Annotated in this window: 21 protein-coding genes, 3 tRNA genes and 3 pseudogenes; 19 read left to right on the top strand and 8 right to left on the bottom strand. The window is 51.3% G+C overall.

The genetic code is table 11. The features are described 5' to 3' along the window. The first annotated feature begins 88 nt into the window (after window positions 1–88). Entirely contained in the window at window positions 89–910 is an 822-nt protein-coding gene (gene rpsB / locus RSDT_RS04205; protein WP_096400516.1) for a 30S ribosomal protein S2, read from the top strand. Between the two features lie 52 nt (window positions 911–962). Continuing rightward, a complete protein-coding gene (gene tsf / locus RSDT_RS04200; RefSeq protein WP_096400514.1) occupies window positions 963–1826 on the top strand; it encodes a translation elongation factor Ts in 864 nt (287 codons plus the stop codon). A 302-nt stretch (window positions 1827–2128) separates the two neighbouring features. Here tsf and topA read toward each other — a convergent pair whose 3' ends face one another. Then, window positions 2129–4387 carry a type I DNA topoisomerase gene (gene topA / locus RSDT_RS04195; protein ID WP_096399682.1) on the bottom strand — a complete coding sequence of 753 codons (2259 nt, stop codon included), beginning with the start codon at window positions 4385–4387 and terminating at the stop codon, window positions 2129–2131. 304 nt (window positions 4388–4691) lie between these two features. Beyond that, a complete protein-coding gene (locus RSDT_RS04190) occupies window positions 4692–5009 on the bottom strand; it encodes a hypothetical protein (protein WP_096399681.1) in 318 nt (105 codons plus the stop codon). A 152-nt stretch (window positions 5010–5161) separates the two neighbouring features. On the opposite strand from RSDT_RS04190, the gene traT reads away from it, so the two are divergent. Beyond that, complete coding sequence (gene traT, locus RSDT_RS04185) at window positions 5162–5797, top strand: complement resistance protein TraT (protein ID WP_096399680.1); 636 nt, start codon at window positions 5162–5164, stop codon at window positions 5795–5797. Window positions 5798–5811: 14 nt separating this feature from the next. Further along, the gene (locus RSDT_RS04180) at window positions 5812–6468 is read left to right on the top strand and encodes an HAD family hydrolase (RefSeq protein ID WP_231941775.1); all 657 of its coding nucleotides are present in this window, start codon (window positions 5812–5814) and stop codon (window positions 6466–6468) included. 182 nt (window positions 6469–6650) lie between these two features. Here RSDT_RS04180 and rdgB read toward each other — a convergent pair whose 3' ends face one another. Both rdgB and RSDT_RS06885 read right to left on the bottom strand, forming a co-directional pair. Further along, window positions 6651–7274 carry an RdgB/HAM1 family non-canonical purine NTP pyrophosphatase gene (rdgB, locus tag RSDT_RS04175; protein WP_096399679.1) on the bottom strand — a complete coding sequence of 208 codons (624 nt, stop codon included), beginning with the start codon at window positions 7272–7274 and terminating at the stop codon, window positions 6651–6653. Window positions 7275–7333: 59 nt separating this feature from the next. Next, window positions 7334–7411: pseudogene (locus RSDT_RS06885) on the bottom strand (IS1595 family transposase); the annotation flags it as partial. Between the two features lie 177 nt (window positions 7412–7588). Here RSDT_RS06885 and hisI point away from each other — a divergent pair. The 3 genes from hisI (at window position 7589) to RSDT_RS04155 (ending at window position 10636) form a co-directional block, all read left to right on the top strand. Further along, window positions 7589–7984: a phosphoribosyl-AMP cyclohydrolase gene (gene hisI, locus RSDT_RS04170; RefSeq protein WP_096399678.1), complete on the top strand. Its 396-nt coding sequence runs from the start codon at window positions 7589–7591 to the stop codon at window positions 7982–7984. A gap of 26 nt (window positions 7985–8010) precedes the next feature. Further along, window positions 8011–8904, top strand: a complete 894-nt coding sequence (gene hisG / locus RSDT_RS04165; RefSeq protein ID WP_096399677.1) for an ATP phosphoribosyltransferase — start codon at window positions 8011–8013, stop codon at window positions 8902–8904. Between the two features lie 412 nt (window positions 8905–9316). After that, complete coding sequence (locus RSDT_RS04155) at window positions 9317–10636, top strand: O-antigen ligase family protein (protein ID WP_231941773.1); 1320 nt, start codon at window positions 9317–9319, stop codon at window positions 10634–10636. Window positions 10637–10649: 13 nt separating this feature from the next. Here RSDT_RS04155 and RSDT_RS04150 read toward each other — a convergent pair whose 3' ends face one another. Further along, a complete protein-coding gene (locus RSDT_RS04150; RefSeq protein ID WP_096399675.1) occupies window positions 10650–11513 on the bottom strand; it encodes a PHP domain-containing protein in 864 nt (287 codons plus the stop codon). A gap of 418 nt (window positions 11514–11931) precedes the next feature. Between RSDT_RS04150 and RSDT_RS04140 the strand changes: the two genes are divergently transcribed. Then, window positions 11932–12008 (top strand) — tRNA-Arg (locus RSDT_RS04140). Window positions 12009–13046: 1038 nt separating this feature from the next. After that, window positions 13047–13640 carry a DNA-3-methyladenine glycosylase I gene (locus tag RSDT_RS04130; RefSeq protein WP_096399672.1) on the top strand — a complete coding sequence of 198 codons (594 nt, stop codon included), beginning with the start codon at window positions 13047–13049 and terminating at the stop codon, window positions 13638–13640. 184 nt (window positions 13641–13824) lie between these two features. Here the strand turns inward: RSDT_RS04130 and RSDT_RS04125 are convergent, their stop codons facing one another. The 3 genes from RSDT_RS04125 to RSDT_RS04120 all read right to left on the bottom strand — a co-directional run bounded on the left by RSDT_RS04125 (window position 13825) and on the right by RSDT_RS04120 (window position 15580). Continuing rightward, window positions 13825–14625 (bottom strand): DsbA family protein, encoded by an 801-nt coding sequence (locus RSDT_RS04125; protein WP_096399671.1) that lies wholly within the window; start codon window positions 14623–14625, stop codon window positions 13825–13827. A gap of 128 nt (window positions 14626–14753) precedes the next feature. Continuing rightward, a complete protein-coding gene (locus RSDT_RS07065) occupies window positions 14754–14915 on the bottom strand; it encodes a hypothetical protein (RefSeq protein ID WP_172414414.1) in 162 nt (53 codons plus the stop codon). 588 nt (window positions 14916–15503) lie between these two features. Next, window positions 15504–15580, bottom strand: a tRNA-Met gene (locus tag RSDT_RS04120). Between the two features lie 323 nt (window positions 15581–15903). Here RSDT_RS04120 and RSDT_RS07410 point away from each other — a divergent pair. The 10 genes and pseudogenes from RSDT_RS07410 to RSDT_RS07875 all read left to right on the top strand — a co-directional run. Then, window positions 15904–16003 (top strand): annotated as a pseudogene (locus RSDT_RS07410) (IS1595 family transposase); the annotation flags it as partial. Window positions 16004–16267: 264 nt separating this feature from the next. After that, entirely contained in the window at window positions 16268–16987 is a 720-nt protein-coding gene (locus tag RSDT_RS04115; protein ID WP_231941771.1) for a class I SAM-dependent methyltransferase, read from the top strand. Between the two features lie 257 nt (window positions 16988–17244). After that, a tRNA-Leu gene (locus RSDT_RS04110) sits at window positions 17245–17331 on the top strand. A 192-nt stretch (window positions 17332–17523) separates the two neighbouring features. Continuing rightward, window positions 17524–17972, top strand: a pseudogene (locus RSDT_RS04105) (Arm DNA-binding domain-containing protein). Window positions 17973–18063: 91 nt separating this feature from the next. After that, window positions 18064–19137, top strand: coding sequence for an HsdR family type I site-specific deoxyribonuclease (locus RSDT_RS07205; RefSeq protein ID WP_197702095.1), 1074 nt, complete (start codon window positions 18064–18066; stop codon window positions 19135–19137). Next, window positions 19130–19927, top strand: coding sequence for a type I restriction endonuclease subunit R, EcoR124 family (locus RSDT_RS07200; protein ID WP_197702094.1), 798 nt, complete (start codon window positions 19130–19132; stop codon window positions 19925–19927). The genes RSDT_RS07205 and RSDT_RS07200 overlap by 8 nt, the downstream gene beginning before the upstream one ends. Before the next feature lie 10 nt (window positions 19928–19937). Then, a complete protein-coding gene (rhuM, locus tag RSDT_RS04095; protein ID WP_145954808.1) occupies window positions 19938–20897 on the top strand; it encodes a RhuM family protein in 960 nt (319 codons plus the stop codon). Then, window positions 20854–21024, top strand: coding sequence for a hypothetical protein (locus RSDT_RS07055; protein WP_172414411.1), 171 nt, complete (start codon window positions 20854–20856; stop codon window positions 21022–21024). The genes rhuM and RSDT_RS07055 overlap by 44 nt, the downstream gene beginning before the upstream one ends. A 113-nt stretch (window positions 21025–21137) precedes the next feature. After that, on the top strand, window positions 21138–21290 hold the full coding sequence (locus RSDT_RS07880) for a DUF1016 N-terminal domain-containing protein (protein WP_145954823.1): 153 nt from the start codon (window positions 21138–21140) through the stop codon (window positions 21288–21290). A 135-nt stretch (window positions 21291–21425) separates the two neighbouring features. Beyond that, entirely contained in the window at window positions 21426–21566 is a 141-nt protein-coding gene (locus RSDT_RS07875) for an abortive infection family protein (RefSeq protein WP_197702134.1), read from the top strand. Window positions 21567–21599: the final 33 nt, after the last annotated feature.

Raw genomic sequence — 21599 nt, 5'->3', positions numbered from 1 at the left:
TCAGCGCGTTGGGCGTTTGACGCAGCAAAGCCGGTGAAGGATCCAAAACCCGGCCGGGGTGGAGGAAAAACCCCTTTGGAGGCTCATTGTGTCTTACGTCAGCATGAAACAAATGCTGGAAACCGGCGTGCACTTCGGGCATCAGACCCGCCGCTGGAACCCAAAAATGCGTCCTTACATTTTCGGTGCGCGCAACGGCATTCATATTATTGACCTGCAGCAGACCGTCAAACTGTTTCGTACGGCTTACGACAAGGTGGCGGACACGGTTGCTAAAGGCGGCAAGGTGCTTTTTATCGGCACCAAACGTCAGGCGCAGGAGGCTGTCGCCGCGGAGGCGGGCCGCGCCAACCAGTACCATGTGACCAACCGATGGATGGGCGGCACTCTGACAAATTTTGTAACCATCCAGAAGAGCGTGGAACGTTTGAAAAAACTTGAAAGTATGTTCGCCGACGGTTCCATCAACCGTTACCAGAAAAAAGAAATTCTTTTGTTGGAGCGTGAGGTGCACAAGCTTGAGGAAACCTTGGGCGGCATCAAAGAAATGGATCGTCTGCCGCAGATAGCCTTTGTTATTGATCCCAATCGCGAAAATATTGCGGTGAAGGAATGCCGCAAGCTCAGCATTCCCATTGTGGCTGTGACAGACACCAACTGTGATCCCGATGTGATTGATTATATCATTCCCGGCAATGACGACGCCATTCGTGCGATCAAACTTTTTGTGACCGGTTTTGCCGAGGCTTGTCTGGAAGGCGAGGCCATGTCCAAGGACGCACCGGGCAATGCCGCCAATGCCGAGGAAGTTATGTGCAGGGCCGTCGAGGCCGAGGAAGCGGCAGAATCCGCCACGACCGCGCCAGCGCAGACGACGGAATCCGCGCAGACAACGCCTGCCACTGAATAACCGCTTGTTTTTTTATTACTCCGGTTTTTGTCGGACGGATATGGAGATGTATATGGCAATCAGTGCTCAACTGCAACTGGTAAAAGATCTACGCGAAAAAACCGGCGCCGGTGTGATGGACTGTAAAAAAGCCTTGGAGGAAGTGGACGGCGTTCTGGAAAAGGCCGTTGACTGGTTGCGCCGGAAAGGCATGGCCAAGGCCGCCAAAAAGTCCGGCCGTGTGACCAGTGAAGGGCTTGTGACGGCTGCCCAAAGCCCGGACGGCAAGCATGTGGCCATGGCGGCTCTTTTATGTGAAACAGACTTTGTGGCCCGTGGCGATCAATTTCAGAATATGGCTGCCCGTGTGGCGCAGACAGTGCTGGATAGCAACCCTGCTGATCACGCGGCGCTGGAATCGCTGATGGGCGAGGATTTGACGCAGCTTATCGCCTCTGTGGGCGAAAATATGCAGATCGGCAAGTTTGCCCGCCATACGTGCGTCTCTGACAAGGAAATTGTAGGCAGCTACATTCACGCCAACGGCAAGATCGGCGTGCTGGCATATCTGACCGTAGGCAAGGCAGCCAGCGTCGGCAGGCCTGAAGTGCTGGAGTTTGCCAAAAATCTTGCCATGCAGGTGACGGCGGCCAACCCCATGGCTTTGGACGCGCAGAGTCTTGACACGGCGGCTGTAGAGCACGAGCGTGAAATATACCGGCAGAAGGCTCTGGAGGAAGGCAAGCCCACGAATATTGTGGATAGGATCGCCGACGGCGCTGTGAAAAAATTTTATAAGGAAGTCTGCCTCATGGAGCAGCCCTATATACGTGATGACAAGAAGAGTGTGAGCGATATAACGCGTGAGGCGGCCAAAGCGGTTGGCGACGACATTACGGTGACGGGCTTTGCCCGCATTCAGCTTGCGGTGGAATAGTCGCAGGTTTGTTTTGACATCGTTTCTGAAGCTCTTGGGGCCCTTTGACGGATGGCAGACCCGCTTAAGGCAGGTTTCCCCCGCTTGCGCAGACGAGCGATAAAGCCGTTCTGCTCCTTGTGCCATTGCGCGGTGGGACTGTCGTCAGAACAGGCAAGACCGGCTTTGATCTTCGTTAGAGATACATCCAAGCGCAAATGGCAGAGAATTTTTCATATGCCAAATGAGCCGCACGGAGGCTCAACGCCAAGCATCCCTGCTATGATTTTTGTGGATTTTGAGTTTTCATCTTCAAAGCCCCTTTATGTGTTGGGCAGAAAAATTACATCGTCCTCCCTTGTGTAGCTGCAGCCCTTGACAGGGCAGACGACTTTTATACTCTCTCCTTTCTTTTTTTCTACCAGATACGGGGCTTCGCACTGCGGGCAGGAGCCCGGCATGGGCTTATCCCACAGTGCAAAATCACATTGGGGATACTGATCGCAGGAATAGAAAATCTTTCCCCGTTTACTGCTTTTTTCAACAAGCATTCCCTTGCCGCAGCGCGGGCAGGGCACCCCTGTGGAAAAGGGCGCGGCACAGCTGCATGCCGGATAGCCTGTGCAGGCGATAAAGCGGCTGCCTGTGCGTGATTTTTTGACAACTGTATCTTTGCCGCAGCGTGGACAGACGCCTACTTTTGCCGCTTGCGTCTTTTCCGCGGGCACAATTTCCACCTGACCGTTTTCCGCACGCGTGAAGTTGCTTGTATAGCGGCAGGCGGGATAGCTGGAACATGCCAGAAAGTCGCCTGCCTTGCCGAATTTGATCAGTAGGGGTTTTCCGCATCCAGGGCAGGACACGTTTGCGGGCATGCCGCTCTTCAGGCTCTGCATATTTTTGGCCGCCGCATCCAGCGCCGGGTTGAACTGCGCGGCAAATGCCCGCAATAGATCCACCCGTTGCCGGCTGCCTTCAGCCACTTTGTCCAGGCTTTCTTCCATCTGGGCTGTAAAACTCACGTCCATCAATGTGGTAAAATGTTCGGAGAGATGGCGGCACACTGTCCGTCCGAGATCAGTGGGAATGAAATGCTTGTCCGTCAACCGGACGTAATCACGGTCCTGAAGTGTGGAAATGATGGTCGCGTAGGTTGATGGGCGGCCGATGCCGCGTTCTTCCAGTTCCCGAACAAGGCTTGCTTCGTTGTAGCGCGGCGACGGCTGCGTGAATTTTTGTCCTTGCTCCAGTTTGTCCAGCGTGAGGGTTTGCCCGATTGCAAGCGGCGGCAGTGCGGCTTCGGATTCCTCTCTTCTGCTTGCCGGCATGATTGTGAGGAAACCCGGAAAGAGCAGGCGTTCACCCTTTGCCCGCCACTCGGTTTTTCCGCATTCAACCAGCGCCGTCGTGTCGTGAAAGCGGGCTCCGGCCATCTGTGATCCCACAAAGCGCGACCAGATAAGTTTGTAAAGATTGTACTGATCGGGCGGCAACGCGCCCCTGATCATTTCGGGGACAATGGTCATGTCCACAGGGCGGATGGCTTCATGCGCGTCCTGTGCGCCGGCTTTTGATTTATACTTTCTTGATTTTGCAGGCAGATAGTCTGGGCCGAATGTTTTGGCAATGAAGTCGCGGGCCGCGGCCCGCGCTTCATCGGCAACGCGTGTAGAATCTGTGCGCATGTAGGTTATCAGGGCTGTGAGCCCCTTTTCATCCAGTTCGACGCCTTCATAAAGCCGCTGGGCTATGTTCATGGTGCGTTTGGTCGAATAAGACAGGCGCTGGTTGGCTGCCTGCTGCAGCGAGGATGTGATAAATGGGGGTTTGGGAGCACGTTCGCGTTCTTTTTTCGTCACGCTGCGCACCACAAAGGATTTGTTGCTGATTTCCGCTTTCAGGGCGTCCGCCTGCTTTTTGTTGCCGATATGCGCTTTTTTGCCGTGCAGTTTCAACAGTTCCGCCGTGAACAGAGGCGGCGTATCAGCGCAAAGAAACGCTTTGCAAAGCCAGTATTCTTCCGGGGTAAATGCCTCGCGTTCGGTTTCGTGGTCTACAATCAGTCTGAGTGTCACAGACTGAACCCGCCCGGCGGAAATGCCGCGTTTGATGGTTTTCCAGAGAAGCGGCGAAATTTTGTAGCCCACCAGACGGTCCAGCACACGTCGTGCCTGTTGTGCATCAAAAAGATTGGCGTTGAGCTCGCGCGGGCACTCCAGCGCTTCCCGCACGGCTTTCGCCGTGATTTCATTGAACTGGATGCGTTTGATAGTTTTTGTTTTGTCGCGGATAAGCTCGGCTATATGCCAGGCAATCGCCTCGCCCTCGCGGTCAGGATCCGGCGCCAGATACACGACATCGGCTTTTGCGGCGGCGGCGCGCAGTTCGCTGACAACGTGTTTTTTGCTGTCAATTACTTCATATTGCGGAGCGAAATCATTGGCTTCGTCCACGCCGAGCGTATTTGACGGCAGATCGCGTACATGGCCGACGCTGGCATGGACGGCGTACTGCGCCCCGAGAAATTTTTTTATGGTTTTCACCTTGGCCGGCGATTCCACAATGATAAGCCGTTTGTTCATGTGTGTTCCTGGGGTCGGGCGTGTTGTGCGGGCTTGCCGCAGGATAAAGATACGATAAAACACGTTGACGTCAAGTTGCGGTCTTTGCATGTGAAAAAATCCGCCAGGCAGCGTTTTTGCAGCAGGCGGAGCGACAGGGAGATTCCCATGCAGTGGCGGAGGAAGATCGTATTTTTGTAAAATCAGGAGAGATTCACTTTCGCAATGATCAGGCACTGGTAATCATTAAAGTTTCGAGCATTTTTTAAAGCCGAGTACCCCTAACCGCACGCTTTCTCCATACAAAAGGCTTTGCGGTTTTATTCTAAGCGGAGATGAAGCGTTCCATATGACCGGCACCATATTGAGCCGGCTTGCGCTTGTCACCGTATTGAGCCGGCTTGCGCTTGTCACCGTGATGTTTTTCAAGCCAAGCTTCATGCCGCTTGTGGGTGCTGTGTTCTGTAGTTGCACTGGTATGGAGACGCTTACGGATGCGTTGCACTGTCTTGTTCGCTATTCGGGCCAACACTATCCAATCCATCTGGACCGTGCCGGATAGCGCTGTCCGACGCACTGTAAGTTCTTCAAGGAGCACAAGCGTGTCAGCATCACAAGGAATCAAGCGGGAAACTTTACTCATCGTGCATCCTGTTCAGGGACGAATATCATAATAATTAAAATTTTAGCCATTAGACACTAATGTTAAATCATTGCGAAAGTGAATCACTCCAAATCAGTGTTGCTGGACAGGTGTTGTGATTTGGGGTAATGTTTAAAAAATAAGGACAGTCCATGCGCTTTTTTTTCAGCAGCCATTTTTTTGCCGGCCTGCTGCTTTTGTTTGTTGCCTTTGTTACTCTGGCGGCGTTCAGCGCTTGTGTGCACAAAAGAGGCGACGCGACCGCAGGCATTGAAGTGCTGCGCAGTGGAGGGTTTGTACCGCCTGACGTCAACGCTGATATCGCCGGTGTGGTGTATGTGAATGTACGTGACAAAAGCGATATGGTTTTCGGCCTTCGCGCCAAACTGGAAACAAGTCTTGCGGAAAGCGGCTTCAGCGTGACAAGCAACCCCAGCAAAGCCGGGTATATTGTGCACCCTACCGTGCTAGCTGTGGGGGCGGCAGAGCCGGACAGTCTGCGCGCGATGGTGAATGAGGGATACGGCGGGACGTCGCGTCTAAGCGGAACCGGTGCTACGACCCTGTTGACGGATGTGCTTCTTGTGCAGCGGCGTGTGCCGACATCAGGCCGGAAAAATTTGCAAAATATTTCCAACCGTAATGCCGTGGCAGAAAGCCGGATGCGCCTTGCGTTGCTTTCCCGGCGTGAGATCAGGTTCAATGCGGGAGTTCCCGAGTATGTTATGGACGTTCTTGTCCGTGAATTGTGCGCCAGCGTCAGCGCGGTGCACATGGCCAGCCGTTGAGCAGCAGAGGGTATATGCTTCTGCCTTGTTCCGCCGTTATTTTTGATCTGGACGGCACGCTCATCAACAGTCTGGATGACCTCGCCGACTCCGTCAACGCCGCGCTGGCAGCTTTTGGCCTGCCCACGCATCCTGTGGAGTTGTATCGTTGTTTTGTGGGTGACGGCATGGTCGCCCTTGTTCGTCGCGCGGCACCGGAGGGGACGGACGAAACGCTTGTCACCCGCATGCTGCAAAAAGTGGGGGAAGAGTACGGGCGATACTGGGCCAGAAAAACCCGGCCTTATGCGGGTCTGGACGAACTGCTTGATGGACTGCGTGCGAAGGGCATCCCCCTTTTTGTGCTCACAAACAAGCCTCACGATTTCGCGCTGGAAACCGTGGCCCATTTTTTCCCCGGCATTCCCTTTGTCCGCGTACAGGGCAGTCTGCCTGACCGCGTCGCCAAACCTGACCCGGCCGTGGCCCTTGACATGGCGCGCAGCCTGAGTCTTGCTCCTGAGACGGTGTTTTTTCTTGGGGACAGCAGCGTGGATATGGATACCGCCGTACATGCCGGCATGGTTCCTGTCGGCGCGCTTTGGGGGTTTCGCAGGGAAGAAGAACTCCACCGGCACGGCGCCCGGCTTTTGCTCTCGCGGCCGCAAGAGCTGCTTTCCCATATACGCTGAAACGTCCTGATGATACTTCAGCATGGATATCTGCCACCGGTTCAGATATTGCGCGTTTGAGCGTCGCTGGAGCGCCCTTTATTTATCAATATCAATATATTATTATGATCAGTCGAAAGCCTGGATATTTTCGAGATTAAACTCAAATTTGATTTTGAGATGGCTTCTAATCTGAAGGAGGTTCATCCAACGGCCATAAACGTCGGCAGACGAGTCAAAAGCCCGCGCAACGCCTTGCCGCGGTGGCTGCGGGCGTTTTTTTCATCCCGCGATAATTCGGCGGCCGTTTTGTTCAGCACAGCGTCAAGGAAAATAGGATCATAGCCAAAGCCGTTTTCTCCGCGCGGCGCTGTCAGCACACGGCCTTCCCACTCTCCGCGTATGGTCATTTCAGTCCCGTCAGGCCGCACGGCGGCTATACAAGACACAAAACGGCACGAGCGGCGGACTTCGGGCACGGCGGCCATCATGTGCAGCAATTTTCGCATATTGCGTGCATCCCGGTTCTCGCCGGGCTTAGCTTCCCAGTCGTCGGCGTAGCGCGCCGAATAAACGCCAGGCGCACCGGCAAGCACATCCACTACAATGCCGGAATCGTCAGCCAGGCTGACAAGACCGGTTATGCCGGCAACATGACGCGCCTTGATGAGCGCATTTTCCTCAAATGTGCTGCCAGTTTCCTTTATCTCCCCGATGTGGGGGAAGGCCGAAATGCCCAGAACTTTCATTGCCGTGCCCAGCATGGCGGCAAGCTCCGAGACTTTATCGGCGTTGCCGGTGGCCAGCATAATGCGCCGTGTGTACATGACGGTGCTCCTGGTAGATAGAATTTATATAGAGTCATGCCTGGCTGAGAGGGAATAATGTCATCTTGCCTATGGTTAAAACGAAATTCACACTCTTTCAAATGGAAATAAAAAGTATGTTTTTGCAGATATCTAAAGTGAAATACAAGTCATCTCATAATCAAAATGTTTAATCTCTATAAAAATTCAGACTTTCCTGTTTGTTTCCTTCATTAAGAAAAATGAAGAAGAATCAGTGTCCCAGACTTGCAACAGAGCATAATTGCAGATAGATTTACTCCCCCCTGCAGGGCAATCAGGGCAAGGAGAAAAGCATGTCAGCTTCTACAGGCGACTGTAATTTTACGCCCGATTTCAGCAAAGGCCTTATCCCGGCTATTGTGCAGGACGCGGCCACGGATGAAGTGCTTATGCTCGCCTATATGAATGAAAAGGCTTGGCGCAAGACGCTCGAAACAGGCGAAGCACACTACTGGAGCCGCAGCCGCGGGCAACTCTGGCGCAAGGGCGAAAGCTCCGGTCTTGTGCAAAAAGTGCGCGCCCTGCGCATTGACTGCGACAACGACACGGTGCTGCTGCGCATTGAACAAAAGGGCGGAGCGGCCTGCCACACAGGGCGGCGTTCCTGTTTTTACCGGGAATGGGAAAACGGGACATGCAGGCTCTGTTCGCCGCAAATTTTTGACCCCAAACTGGTTTATGAACAGTGAATCTTCACCTGCTAAGGGAAACTGCCATGAACGAGCCCACACAACCGATCATCAAACTGGGCGTGCCCAAGGGGTCGCTTGAAGCGGCCACCATCAATCTTTTTGAACGCGCTGGCTGGAAAATACGCCAACACAGCCGTAATTATTTCCCTGACATCAATGACCCGGAAATCGCTGCATCCCTCTGCCGCGCACAGGAAATAGGCGGTTATGTGGCGGCCGGGGTGCTTGACGCGGGTATCACCGGCCTGGACTGGCTTTGTGAACGAGGCCATGACTGTCAGGTGGAGCGCGTGGCAGACATTGTGTATTCCAAGTCATCCAACCGGTCCTGCCGCTGGGTGCTGGCTGTCGCCGGCGATTCGTCTTATCAGAAATCGCGTGACCTGCAGGGCAAACGCATAGCAACGGAACTGGAAGATCTGACCCGTCGCTATTTCGCCGGTCAGGGCGTTGACGTGGATGTTTTTTATTCCTGGGGCGCCACGGAAGCCAAAGTTGTGGAAGGGCTTGCCGACGGCATTGTGGAGGTCACCGAAACCGGCTCGACAATCCGCGCGCACGGTCTGCGCGTTATCGCCGAAGTCATGGTTTCTTTTCCCGTGTTGATCGCCAATAAAAAAGCTTGGCAGGACATGCGCAAAAGAACCAAGATCGAGCAGTTAAACCTGCTCCTCCAGGGCGCGCTGCGAGCCGAAAATCTGGTGGCTCTCAAAATGAACGCGCCGACCGCGCAGCTTGACGCCATCCTGCAAATGTTGCCCTCGCTCAATTCCCCCACGGTCGCGCCGTTGCGCGACGCGCAATGGCTTTCAGTGGAAACCGTGGTGCAAAGCGCCGCTGTGCGCGATTTGATTCCGCTTTTACGCAACGCCGGCGCGCAAGGCATTATTGAATACGCGCTGAACAAAGTGGTGTAACGCTCTTACCATGAATGGCTGTTTTCTTGTTCTGTCTTTTTATAGATTGCCACGGCGGCAACCCATAGTATTTTATTCTCGCCTGTGCATCCCGGGACAAGGATCTATCGTGGACACCGACGAACACCGTGAATTTTTGGATAATCTGTCTGAAGTCAAATCAGACGAAATCTTAGGGATGCCTGATTGTGCTTATTCGCGAAAAAGGTCTCTTTGCGCGGGGTAGTATGCTTTTGTTGTCGTTTCTTGGCATCCTTATCTTTCTGCTCATATCCGTGATGCACGAAGAACAGAGCGCGCCGCTCACAGATTTGCAGTGTGTGGACAGTGTTTTCAAGGAACTGTCCAGAGGGAATAGGCCTCACCAGACTAAGTCAAAAATCAAACAAGAACATCAGAACAGCGCGCGGCCGTGAACCTGCATCGCATATTGCCTGAAACTGTTACAGAGCGGGCCGCGTCCGTCAGGTCGCGGCTCATTGTGCTGTATGAACATGACCCTGCCGAATGCTGGTTTTTTTGTCTTTTCTGGTCATTCTGGCTTTCGCTGGCATCCTTTCCCATAAGCTACGGCGCGCGCGAGGTCATACCGCCTGTCTGTTTTGTTTTTTTGCTGCTGTACTACCGCCGCGCATGGCGACAAAGCGTGCTCGCGCGGCTCACAGCGCGTCCGCTTTTTTACTGTCTGTGGCTTATGGCAGCCATCGGCGTGGTTTTGTCGGAACACCCCCTTGATTCCCTGCTGCACGCAGGCACCGGTGTCAACAAGGGTTTTATCCTGCCTTTTATTGCCATGGAATGCGTACGGGAAGAAAAAGATATACACCGTCTTGTCTGGGCCTGTGTTCTGGCATGCTTCTGGCAAGGGATTGACGGTCTGTGGCAGGCAGCTACAGGACATGACTTCATCATGGGTTACACCCCGCGCGACGGACGGCTGACCGGCAGCCTCGGCGACTACACAGTGGGCAATTATATAGCACTTGCCCTTATACCGGCCTTCAGTCTCTGGTTTATTTTCCGGCAAAAGTTCTGTCCCGCAGTGTCCGCCTTTTTATGTCTGGCAGCCCTCTGGCCCGCCCTGTTTTTGCTTTGCGGGGCCGCGGCCCGCAGCGGTATGCTGGCTGTGGCCTTTTCCGGCGGCCTGTGGGTCGTGCTGAAAACAGGCTTCAGCGCATGGCGAAAATATGCCCGGCCGGGCGCGGTCACCCTTGCCCTGTTGGCGTGTTTTTGGTTTCTGTCGCCGCGCGGCAACACCAAGAGCCTCGGCATTGTGATGTCCGACGGCCGCTGGAGCCTCTGGGAACTCGCTTGGCGTGTTTTTTTGGAACATCCTTGGTTCGGCGCCGGAGCGGGACAATACAATGCAGCCTTCCGCGCCCTTGGCCTGACGCCGACGCATGACGCCATAACCATCACCCACCCGCACAACCTCTATCTCGACATCCTGTATGCCCACGGCCTTGTCGGTTTTGCGGCGGGCATGATTTTTCTGCTGGGTTTTCTTGTGTGGGGCTACAGGCGCATACGTCCGTGTCTTGCGGCGGAATGGACGGACAAGAATGCGGGACTGTATTGGCGCTTTGCCGCCACATTCTGGATCGCCTTTGCGGGCTGGCTTGTGAACGGCGTCTTCGGCCACGATTTTTACCGCATCTGGTGGCTGGCCCTTGCCATGAGCTATTTGGGCGTGATGATCGGCGCGGTGGTGAACGGCGCCGCAAAAAAATAGCTGCCTCTGCGTGTCATGGGCAGAGCAGGCCCGCTGCGCGCCGCATGTGCATAAGCCCTTCCAGCACGTCACAGCTCACCCGCAAGTCACCGTAGCCCACGCCAAGCCGTAAGCCGGGCTTGTTTGCGCCGTGGTAATCCGACCCACCGCTCAAACCAAGGCTGAAACGTTCGGCAATGGCGCGGCAGGCGCGCGTGTCAGCCTTAGTTTGTTCGCTGTGCCACGCCTCCAGCGCTGACAGGCCATAGCCCGCAAGGCGGGTCACAAAATTTTCCGGCCAACCGGCCGGGTATTTTTTCAGCATTGGGTGGGCAAGACTCACTGTGGCGCCTAGGTCCGCCAGCGAGCGCACGGCTTCCTCCGGAGTCAGCACATCTTTGGGAAGATACGCCCTTCCCTGCCCCCCTAAATATCTGCTGAAAGCTTCCTGCACATTGCCCACATACCCCCGGCGCAGCAGCACAGCCGCGATGTGCATCCTCCCCACGTTTGCACAGCACGCCTCATCCCGCACTTCTTCCATGCTGACGTCAAGGCCGAGGGTACGCAGCCTTTCCAGTATTCTGACATTGCGTTCCGCGCGGTTAGCCAGCAGATAGTGCAGAAGCTTCTGCAAGGGGCCAACATCCCGGGGCAGCCAGAGTCCCAAAATGTGCATTTCACCGTGTTCTGTGAAGGCGGAAATCTCGCACCCGCGGATCACGGCAATATTCAGCGCGCGGCCGGCTTCTTCGGCCTCATCCAGACCGGCAACAGTGTTATGGTCCGTCACGGCTACGGCGGTAAGCCCTGCCGCGTGCGCCTTGGCAATCAGTTCGGTAGGGCTGTCTGTGCCGTCTGAAGCGTTTGTGTGGGTGTGCAGATCAATCAGCGTCATGGTTCGTCCTCTCTCCCCTTTCAAGCTCTATACGACCTCGGATTATGTCATGGAGGGTTGCTTTTGAGCAGTCTTGTACGATTTCTGTTTATACAGCAAGGGCCATTCCGTATCATTTCTTGCTGCCATTCAGATCAGGTGCGTTTTGCTGTGGACTACACGTCAATAGCGTTTTCAAGAGCTTTCAAAACTGGCTCTGCTGCTTCGTGGGGTTGAAATTGCGTGTCAGGCCTATGATGCGCTTAATGATGAAGGTGCTGTTGTGACTGACGCTGCCCTTTTCGACCGGTGTTATCTCTGTTTTGAAGGTTCCCTTTCTCATTTTTATATTCGCTGATTTCAGTGTTTTTACCATATGGATAAGGCAATCAACAAAAAGCTTGACGAAAGACTGTGGCTTGATTAAATAGACCATTACGCGCTCGTAGCTCAGCTGGATAGAGCAACAGGCTACGAACCTGTAGGTCGGGCGTTCGAATCGCTCCGAGCGCGCCAGAAAAATCAAGAGGTTATAGATAAAACCTAAGCCCTTTTTCTGTGTGGCCTGCTGCCTGGCTACGATGTCTTGCTGTACGCCATTCGCACACATGCGGTAACCGGTTTATCTTTCATCAAAGCGAACGCGCCTTTGTTTCCCTCCTCCTGTCCAGGCAGATGTTTACTTCCCCGCCGTATTAAAGCGAACTTTTGCAAACGGTGCAAGGGCGAGGGATGTCGGCGATTCAGGCGCGTGATCGACTGTTTTGGACAGCCTAGGGTGCTGGAGACTTGCTTCAGGCTAACCTCGCGCCCGTCAAACAGCAGCAGGGTAAAGAGGAAAAGCAGTTTTTCCGCAGGCTTGGCGTCATTCCATTTTTTCGGCATGGCGGATTTCTATGCTATGCCTCCTTTCTGTTTTGACAAAACAGAAAGGGGCATCGTTCCAGAATCAGATATATTTATAAAAAATATATCATAAATAATTTTAGTGAATTAACATGTACTGCAATAATTGATTAGACGTGGAAGCTCGCTCCAGTTTTGTCAAAGTACCCTTGACAGCAGCATCAGGCACCCGTTCCGCGAGTAGGTTCAACGGTAAACGGAATTGGGGAAACCGCTCCGCCGGATTTCCCGGATTGTTTCAGGGCGCAATAGTGTAGGGATGTGTTATTACGGCCGGTGCAGTGGCTGACCTGTGCTGGAAGTGCCGCGCATGGGAATCCCTCAAAATATTCTTTTTTGTTTTTTTTGACATAACAACAAGTTGTGAGTACTCTCAAATAAACAAATCGTCTTACATCGATTTGGGAATCAGCCAGCCATTATATATGCTCATGCAATGGAAGACGTTCGAATAACCATCGGCAACTGCTATCAGACTTCCATATATTTAAAAATCTGTGCAGTTTTAGTTTTATTTGCAGATTGCATAAGATGTTGAACTTTCAGAGAGAACCGGCAATTATGCGAAAATAGCGGCCCGGGTAGGCCCGCTCCGGCAAGACCCGGCATGCAGCCTGCCTTTGCACAAGAGATTGGTGATTGCTGCTCATGTCTACAACAGAAAAGACACGTTGCGGGTGGGCAAGCGGCCTTGACCTTGCAATCCGCTACCACGACGAGGAATGGGGCGTCCCTCGCTACGATGACTTGAGCCAGTTTGAATTTCTTATTCTGGAATCAGCACAAGCAGGGCTCTCCTGGAATACCATCCTTAAAAAGCGTGTAGGCTATCGGCGTTGTTTCGTGGGATTTGATCCTGAACAAGTGGCCCGCTTCACGAGACAGGATATAGAGCGGCTGATGGCGGATGCTTCCATCGTGCGCAATCGCAAGAAAATCGAAAGCGCCATTCACAATGCACGCATTTTTCTTGACTTGGCCGCCAAACATGGCAGCTTCAGCAAGTGGTTATGGAGATTCGTGGACGGAAAGCCTGTCCAGAACGCAAGGAAAAACATGTGCGAGGTTCCTCCCACCAGCCCTCTTTCCGACGACATTGCCAAGGAAATGAAGAAGCTGGGCTTCAAATTCATGGGCAGTATCGTCGTTTACGCACAGATACAGGCTATGGGCCTAGTCAACGATCATCTAACCTCATGTTTCCGCTATGAACAAGTACGCGCTCTGTCAGAGGACAAATGAATTTGGATGACAGTTCCACTTATGCTACCGATTATGCTACCGAACTAACGGCGGGCGATATAAGTGGCATTTTTTCTTGGGAAAAGATGCAGCAATCAGATTTGAACCAGTTGCGACGCGGGATGACACGCGTTATTATACAACCAGCATACTGTCAGACACAAGCTGTGCGAACCTCTTTTGCTTATTTCCCTGTCTGACTCAGCGCCATGTCAACGGCTGCCTTGAACAGTTCTTTCGACAACACGCCCCGCAGCACAAGATTATTGACCAGAAAATACGGCGTGCCTTCTACGCCCAGTTTTTGCGAGTCTTCCTGATCTTCAGCCAGCATGTCTGTTATTTTTTTACTTTTCGCATCCCGCTGCATACGTTTCACGTCCACGCCCAGATCTTCTGCTGTTTTTTTTATAAATTCCTCCCCTTCCCTGATCAAACGATCGCGTTTGGCAAAAAGCGTATTATAAAACTGCCAGGATTTTTTTTTGCTCTGTTGCGCTATACCGAGAAAGCAGGCTGCCGCCTGCCCGGCTATGCCATTTGACTCTAGAGGTATATTTTTAAAAATCAGGCTCACATCCTTGCCATATTCTTTCAGCAGCCCGTTGACAGTCACTGATGCCTGTTGACAGAAACGGCAGGTAAAGTCTGAAAACGCGATGATACGCACTTTTGCTTTAGGCGAGCCGAGCACAGGTCGCCCTTCAACTCGCACCCGCTTTTCGATTCCCATGTCTTCGCGCCACTGTGCTTCAAGATTGCGCTTGCGACGCAAATTTGATCCCTGTTGGGCTATATCCAGAACAGATTCGCTGTTGCAGCGCAATACGTCCATGACGATATCCGGCCGTTCGCGAAACACTTTTTCCAGTTGTTTTGTCAGATCGTCGGCACACGCCGGCTTGGGCCAAACGAACACCGCGCCCATCCAACCAAAAAGCGCGAGCAGCAGCGCAAGCGCCTGCCGTTTGCATGTGTGTGGCATATTTCTTTGTCTTTTATCCAGCGTTCTGACACTGTTTGATTGTTAGTGTCTTGAAGAATATACATTCTAAAAGCGCCGCTTCCCTATCCCGCGCATGGGGCCAACGCTCAACAATGTGGCTCAGCGCTTCAATGCCGTCCATAACAATAAGCACCAGCGAAAATCCGCAACGCATCCATAGCGTCCAGCGCCTCTTTTCCATCAGCGGCCGCGGCCTGCGCAAGACGCTTCGCGAGTATGCGCGTGACATTTTTCCCTTCATCCATAAGCAACACTCTGGTAGGCGCCATCTTCCCATCCCTGCTTTTCAACACTTTGCCTTGCGGGCGTTTCGCTCAATGAATATCTTTCGCGTTGATAAATGTCCAGATGCCCTTTCAGAACACTACTTGTCCTCTTTCACGGCATATTTCACTCTTGCCTTTTCGTCATCGAATTTCAGATAGAGTATATCCAATTGAAATTCAAGGAAAATTTTAATATGTCAAAAGCATGTCCACAAAACCAGGCGGCTTGACAGATAACGGATAACATAAAGTAATATGGTGATGTTTGACAACCTATGGGAAAACCCGGCTGAGGGCAAAAATCTTTAAGATCGGTCGATTGATTGTGGCCATAGCACGGATATTATCATGGCACTTGGGTTTCCTCAGAAAGATGCCGGATACATGAATTGCATCTGATATCGTCTCAAAAAATTTTTGACTCGGGGGTGGATCTATACATGCCCTGGAGGTACAAACGTCACGATTTTTGTAACATCTTGAGCTGGATTTGATAAGTTTACCCCGTTTCTCCCCAGAAAATAAGAAGCCCCGGAAGGCCACACTCCGTAGTCTCCCGGGGGCTATGTCAATCCTTATCGGATTCATTCTTGGTAGCAAGGGGGGGATTTGAACCCTCGACACTGCGGGTATGAACCGCATGCTCTAACCAACTGAGCTACCTTGCCGTGCCGCGTCTGAATAATGACGCGTCAAATTGCTTACGCAATCTTTTTTGACTTGACAAGGTTTTTTGTCACTTTTCCAAGGCAATAGAATGAATTTCTAGTGTCTAATTGCTTAAATTTTACTTTTGATCTTATGTACAGAGCCTTGGATCGACATCCGGGCAATGTACAAGTATCTAAAGCCGGAGCCGTCACGGTTTGCAACGCGGGAACGTCGCAATCGTCCCGCTCGCAATGCCCCGCGCAGGCTCCTTGAAACAGCAAAAATCTGTCCATTGTGCTTGTCCGGGATGATAAGGGGGGCAAGGTGACAGTGGAGCACGGGGGAAACCATCGTTTTCGGCTTGTTCAAACGTAATCGGCCGCGTTTACGCGGAGATTGTTTCAAACTGTTCAAAGGGCGCCCTGCAAGGTATTATCCGTTGTTGCCATATGGCGACGTTGCCATCCGGATGTTTTTTATGTACATCTCTCCAGTATGCAAGTTTTTGCCTTCTGCTGCAGGTTTGTTGGGGGGAAATGCCGGAGGCGATTGAAGGAACATCATGCACCGCATATTATCTGTTCTGTCCACAGTGATTTTTATTTTCGCCCTGTTCGGCGCGGCCGTTGGGCAGCGTTTTAACCTGTTTACTCTTGTCGTATAGCCCATATATGCGTGGAGGCTGAGATTGACGGGAAACGGGCATGTCGCAGAATAAAAATCGCTTTATGCAAGCCTCAGGCCGCCTTGCCCTGAAAGCGCGCGCGGATCTTTTGCAAAACAGTCTGGCGGTATGGCCGCGCCGCGGCAAAAGCCTTCTGGAAATAAACTGCGGCGCGGGCTTTTTTTTGCCTATGTTCAGGGACTGTGGCTTTGACGTGACAGGGACGGAGCTTGCGCCTGAATTGCGGGCCCTAGCTCTTGAAAATGTTTCTTTCAAGGCTGACGTGGCGGCAGCGGCTGACGACCACCTGCCCTTTGAGGACGATGCGTTTGATTGGGTCATTCTACATGTGGCTGTTTCAAACACGGCCGGTCTCGCCGCAAGCGTGCGCGAGGCCTTGCGAGTGGCCGCCGGGGGGCTTGCCGTCACGTTCTGGAACGCAGCGTCGTTGCCGTATGTCGCTTACACGCTGTGCGGGTGCAAGGACTTTTTGCCTGCTCCGTCGCACATCTGGTGGCGGGTGTGGCGTTTGTTGAAAAATTTGGATGTCGGCCGCCTGACGTCGCTGAGCGCGTTGGCCGGTCCTGTCTGTACATGGGACAAACAGGGCACGAGCGCCGTTTGCCATGCTTGTCTGCGTGTTTTGCCGTTGTTGGGCGCGTGGTGTCTTATCCGTATGGACATCGCTCCGGCCGGCTTTGTGACGCCGCTTCCATTGCGACTTGAAAAGGCGCGGCTCGTGCAAGCGGATGCTATGTGAATAGTGGATTCGCCATTGGCACATGTCGTTCAAACGAGCACGTTTCTCCAAAGACTGCTATATGGTGTAGTCACAAGATTGACTAGATTTAATAAAAACAGGTAACCCCCAAGCTTTGCTTGGGGCATTTCCTCATTTTAAAGACTTTTTTACATGCCCCTGCCCTGGCAGAAAGCGGCGAACACTAGTAGAGAACATTGCAGACCATTGAACATTTGCTTGTCAAAGATGGTTTGATGGGTTATGCAAGTCAACATGCCGAAGTGGTGGAATTGGCAGACACGCCAGGTTCAGGATCTGGTTCTCGTAAGGGAGTGGGAGTTCGAGTCTCCCCTTCGGCACCAAGAAATAGTCTAAAACAGTCTCAAGAAGCCCGCAATTGCTGAATAAAACGGCAATTCCGGGCTTCTCGTTTGTCCCACGAAATACCAGGATGTACCGTGACAGCTTTCTTTTTTTGGTAGATTCTTTGGTAGAGTGACTTTTAGCGATACCAACGCCGATTTTTATACCAACATGCTGGAGAGGAGGCCGCTATGAACCTGACCGACACGCATATCCGCAACCTGAAGGCCATCGACAAAGTGCAAAAGCTTTCGGACGGCGGCGGCCTGTACCTGCATTGCGCCCCTACCGGCGGAAAACTCTGGCGGCTGGCGTACCGCTTAACGGCAAGCAAAAACTTCTGAGTTTCGGCGCGTACCCCGCCGTTTCACTGAAAGACGCCCGTGCCCAGCGTGACGAAGCCAAGGAACTGCTTGCCAAGGGCATTGACCCCGGCGAGGAAAAGAAAGAGCGCAAAGCGGCCCAAGCCGCCAAAGAGGATGTAGCTTCCGGCTTGACCGAAGCGCTCCAGCCCGTGCGGAACACCAGCCTTGCTCCCGGCCTGAAAAACTGTGGGCGAGGGACGGGGATGCTCCGCAGGGGCTCCCAAGGATATGTCCATTCAAACAAAACGCCGAAAGGCGGAAATGCCGGGCCATGACAATTTTCGTCTCTTGGCGTATCATCCCGTCCCATGCTGAACCCGGAACACATATCCATCTACCCGCGTACTCCAGAAGCAGCTGGAAGACGTGAATGCCCGCATCATCATCACCACAATACAAAAGCTTGATATATTTATTTCTAAAAATAAGGGGCATAGTGTTTTCAAGCAGCGCATGGTTTTGATTTTTGACGAGTGCCACCGTTCACAATTTGGTGATATGCATATCAAGATTGTCAACGCATTCAAAAATTATCACTTATTCGGCTTCACGGGTACGCCAATTTTCACTGTAAATTCCGGCATAGGGGGAAATCCTCTTTTGCGGACCACGGAGCAGGCTTTTGGCGAAAAACTGCACACCTATACCATAGTTAATGCGATTAATGACGGTAATGTGCTGCCTTTCCGCATAGATTATGTCAATACCGTGCAAATGACAGATGGCATAGAGGACAGCCAAATCCGCGCCATTGATATAGAAAGGGCAATGGGGGCACCTGAGCGCATACGGGAAATTGTCTCCTATATCCTTGACCATTTTGATCAAAAAATCAAACGCAACATTTTTTATACCTTGAAAGGCATGCGTGTGGCGGGGTTCAATTCTTTGTTTGCCGTAGCCTCCATTCCTATAGCCATGAAATATTATACGGAATTTCAGCGGCAGCTTTCCTCCTCCGGGCGCAGCCTTGCCTTGGCGACGATTTTTAGCTTCAGCGCCAATGAAGATGATCCTGCCGATAATTTGCCGGATGAGGGCTTTGAGAACGATAAGCTCGATAAGACTTCTCGCGATTTTCTTGAGGTAGCTATAGCTGATTACAATAAAAGGTTTCATGTCAATTATGATACCAGCGCGGACAAATTTCAAAATTACTACAAAGATATATCACAGCGCCTCAAGAATAGAGAAATAGACTTGCTGATAGTGGTCAATATGTTTTTGACGGGCTTTGACGCCACAACCCTCAATACCCTTTGGATAGACAAAAATCTTAAACAACACGGGCTTATTCAGGCTTTTTCCCGCACCAATCGCATACTCAATGCTATCAAAGCCTTTGGGAATATTATCTGCTTTCGTGACTTGAAACAGGCTACAGACGACGCTATTGCACTTTTCGGAGATAAAGAGGCTGGCGGCTTAGTTCTTGCTTAAAACATATAATGATTATTACAATGGCTATAATGATGAAAATGGAGCGCATAAAACTGGATATACTGAATTAATTGATAAACTTACAACTATATATCCTCTTGGCGAACCTATTGCCGGTGAAGAGAATCAAAAGAATTTTATCAGGCTATATGGCGCAATTTTACGGATGAAAAATATTCTTTCTGCTTTTGACGACTTTGCCGGAAATGAAATTTTATCATCTAGGGATTTCCAAGATTATCAAAGTATATATATTGATTTATATCATGAGGTTAATAGGGTTAAAAACTCAGATAAAGAAAATATAAATGATGATATTATATTTGAAATTGAACTTGTAAAACAAATAGAAGTTAATATTGATTACATTCTTATGCTTGTTTTTAAGTATCATGAATATAATTGTAAAGATAAGTCTATAATAATTAACATACAAAAAGCGATTGACTCAAGCATTGAACTTAGAAGTAAAAAAGAATTAATTTTACATTTCATTGAAAAAGTCAATATATCAACAAAAGTTGATGATGAGTGGAAAAAATTCGTTCAAGAACAAAAAGATAATGACCTTGCCGCGCTTATTGCTGATGAACTTCTGAAACCCGAAGAGACTAGAAAGTTTGTTGATAATTCTTTCCGTGACGGCATGTTAAAAGTAACCGGTACAGATATTGATAAAATATTACCTCCAGTATCGCGATTCTCCGGCGGCGGTGAACGAACCGCCAAGAAACAGAATGTTATAGACAGGATGCTGAAGTTTTTTGAAAAATACTTTGGCTTGGTGTGAGAATTTTCTCGTGAAAACAATAAATGACATTAATTTTTCCATGATTATGGAGTGCGGCATGAGCGAAAACACCCCGGATCGTGTGGGAGAACTCATTCTCTATACCACGCCGGACGGCAGTTCCGCTATGCAGCTCAGGCTTGAAAACGGCACGGTGTGGCTCTCGCAAAAAGAAATGGCTCAATTATATCAGGTCAGTGTTCCTGCCATTTCCAAGCTCCTGCGCGCAATTTTCACGGAAGGGGAATTGGACGCCCATGCAGTTATTAACGAAAAGTTAATAACTGCAACTGACCGAAAAAAATACCAAATCAAGCTATACCGTCTGGAAGCTGTTCTGGCCGTTGGCTATCGGGTACGTTCCCAACGGGGTGTCCAGTTCCGCCAGTGGGCCACGGAACATTTGCGGGAATTTTTGGAAAAGGGCTTTCTGCTGGACGATGCCCGTCTCAAAAGCGGCTATCCCCAAGGCGCGGAATATTTTGACGAACTGCTCGCCCGTATTCGGGATATTCGCAGCGCGGAAAAAGTTTTTTATCGTAAGCTGCGGGATATTTTCGCCCTTTCCACTGATTATGCCCAACAAAACCAGGGGGCTTTGCACAAATTTTTCCAGACTGTCCAAAATAAGCTGCACTGGGCCGCAGCCGGAAAAACAGCAGCGGAGATCATCCAAAGCCGCGCCGATGCCGCCGAACCGAATATGGGACTGACCAACTGGACGGGCAATCGAATCCGCAAAGCGGATGTCGGCACAGCCAAATCCTATCTCAATGCCGATGAACTGGATACCTTGAACCGTATCGTGACCATGTTTCTGGATCAGGCGGAATTTCGCGCCCGGCGGCGGCAGGTTGTGTATATGGCTGATTGGGAAACGTGGCTGGATAAATTTCTGGCCGATCAGGAATTGCCTGTTCTTACCCATGCCGGTCGGATCAGCGCGGGATGCCGCCAAAGCTCACGCTGAAAGCCAGTACGAGCTTTTTCATGCCCGACGTATCGACCTGGAGGATGCCGCCGGAGATGACCTTGTGGAGTTGGAAGGCAGAACCGCCGAAATAAGCGGCAATAAAAAACACGGCGGCGCGGTATGAGTGAAAATCTTCCTGAGCAAACCCTGTTCTCCGAAATCTTCTCTCTGATTGAGCAGACCAGAAGCGCGGTCGTCTCTCAGGCCAATTATGCCCTGACCCTGCTTTTCTAGAAAATCGGCAAGCGCGTCAACGAAGAGATTTTGCAAAACAAACGGGCTGATCACGGCAAGCAAATTGTCGTGACACTGGCCCGACAATTGACGGATAAATACGGGCGGAATTTTGAGGAGAAAAATCTTCGCCGCATGCTTCAATTGAAGCTGTAGATAAAGTAAACGAATTTATCGAAAGTTGCTGTAAAACAATTCTCGAAGAGAGCGGCGGTAATATCGTCGAAGATTTGGAATATAAGCCTCAAGTCAAAGCAAGCATGAAAATAACTGTAAAAGCGATATTAGGCAATCTGCCATGGGATAGCAGGGAATATCGTCGCACTGAGAAACGCTTATGGCAGCGGACATGGGAAAAATGCAAGCGGTAAAGGGTTAATGGTGCGCTATGCTAACTTAGCTGTCGGCAGCAGAAGATACATAATTCGTTGACAAATCGTTTCCTCACAGTTATACTATCGCTAA

The organism is Candidatus Desulfovibrio trichonymphae (assembly GCF_002355955.1).
Taxonomy (GTDB): Bacteria; Desulfobacterota; Desulfovibrionia; order Desulfovibrionales; family Desulfovibrionaceae; genus Desulfovibrio; species Desulfovibrio trichonymphae.
Note: the sequence above shows the minus strand (reverse complement) of the source record. Positions and strands in the feature narration are given on the sequence as shown.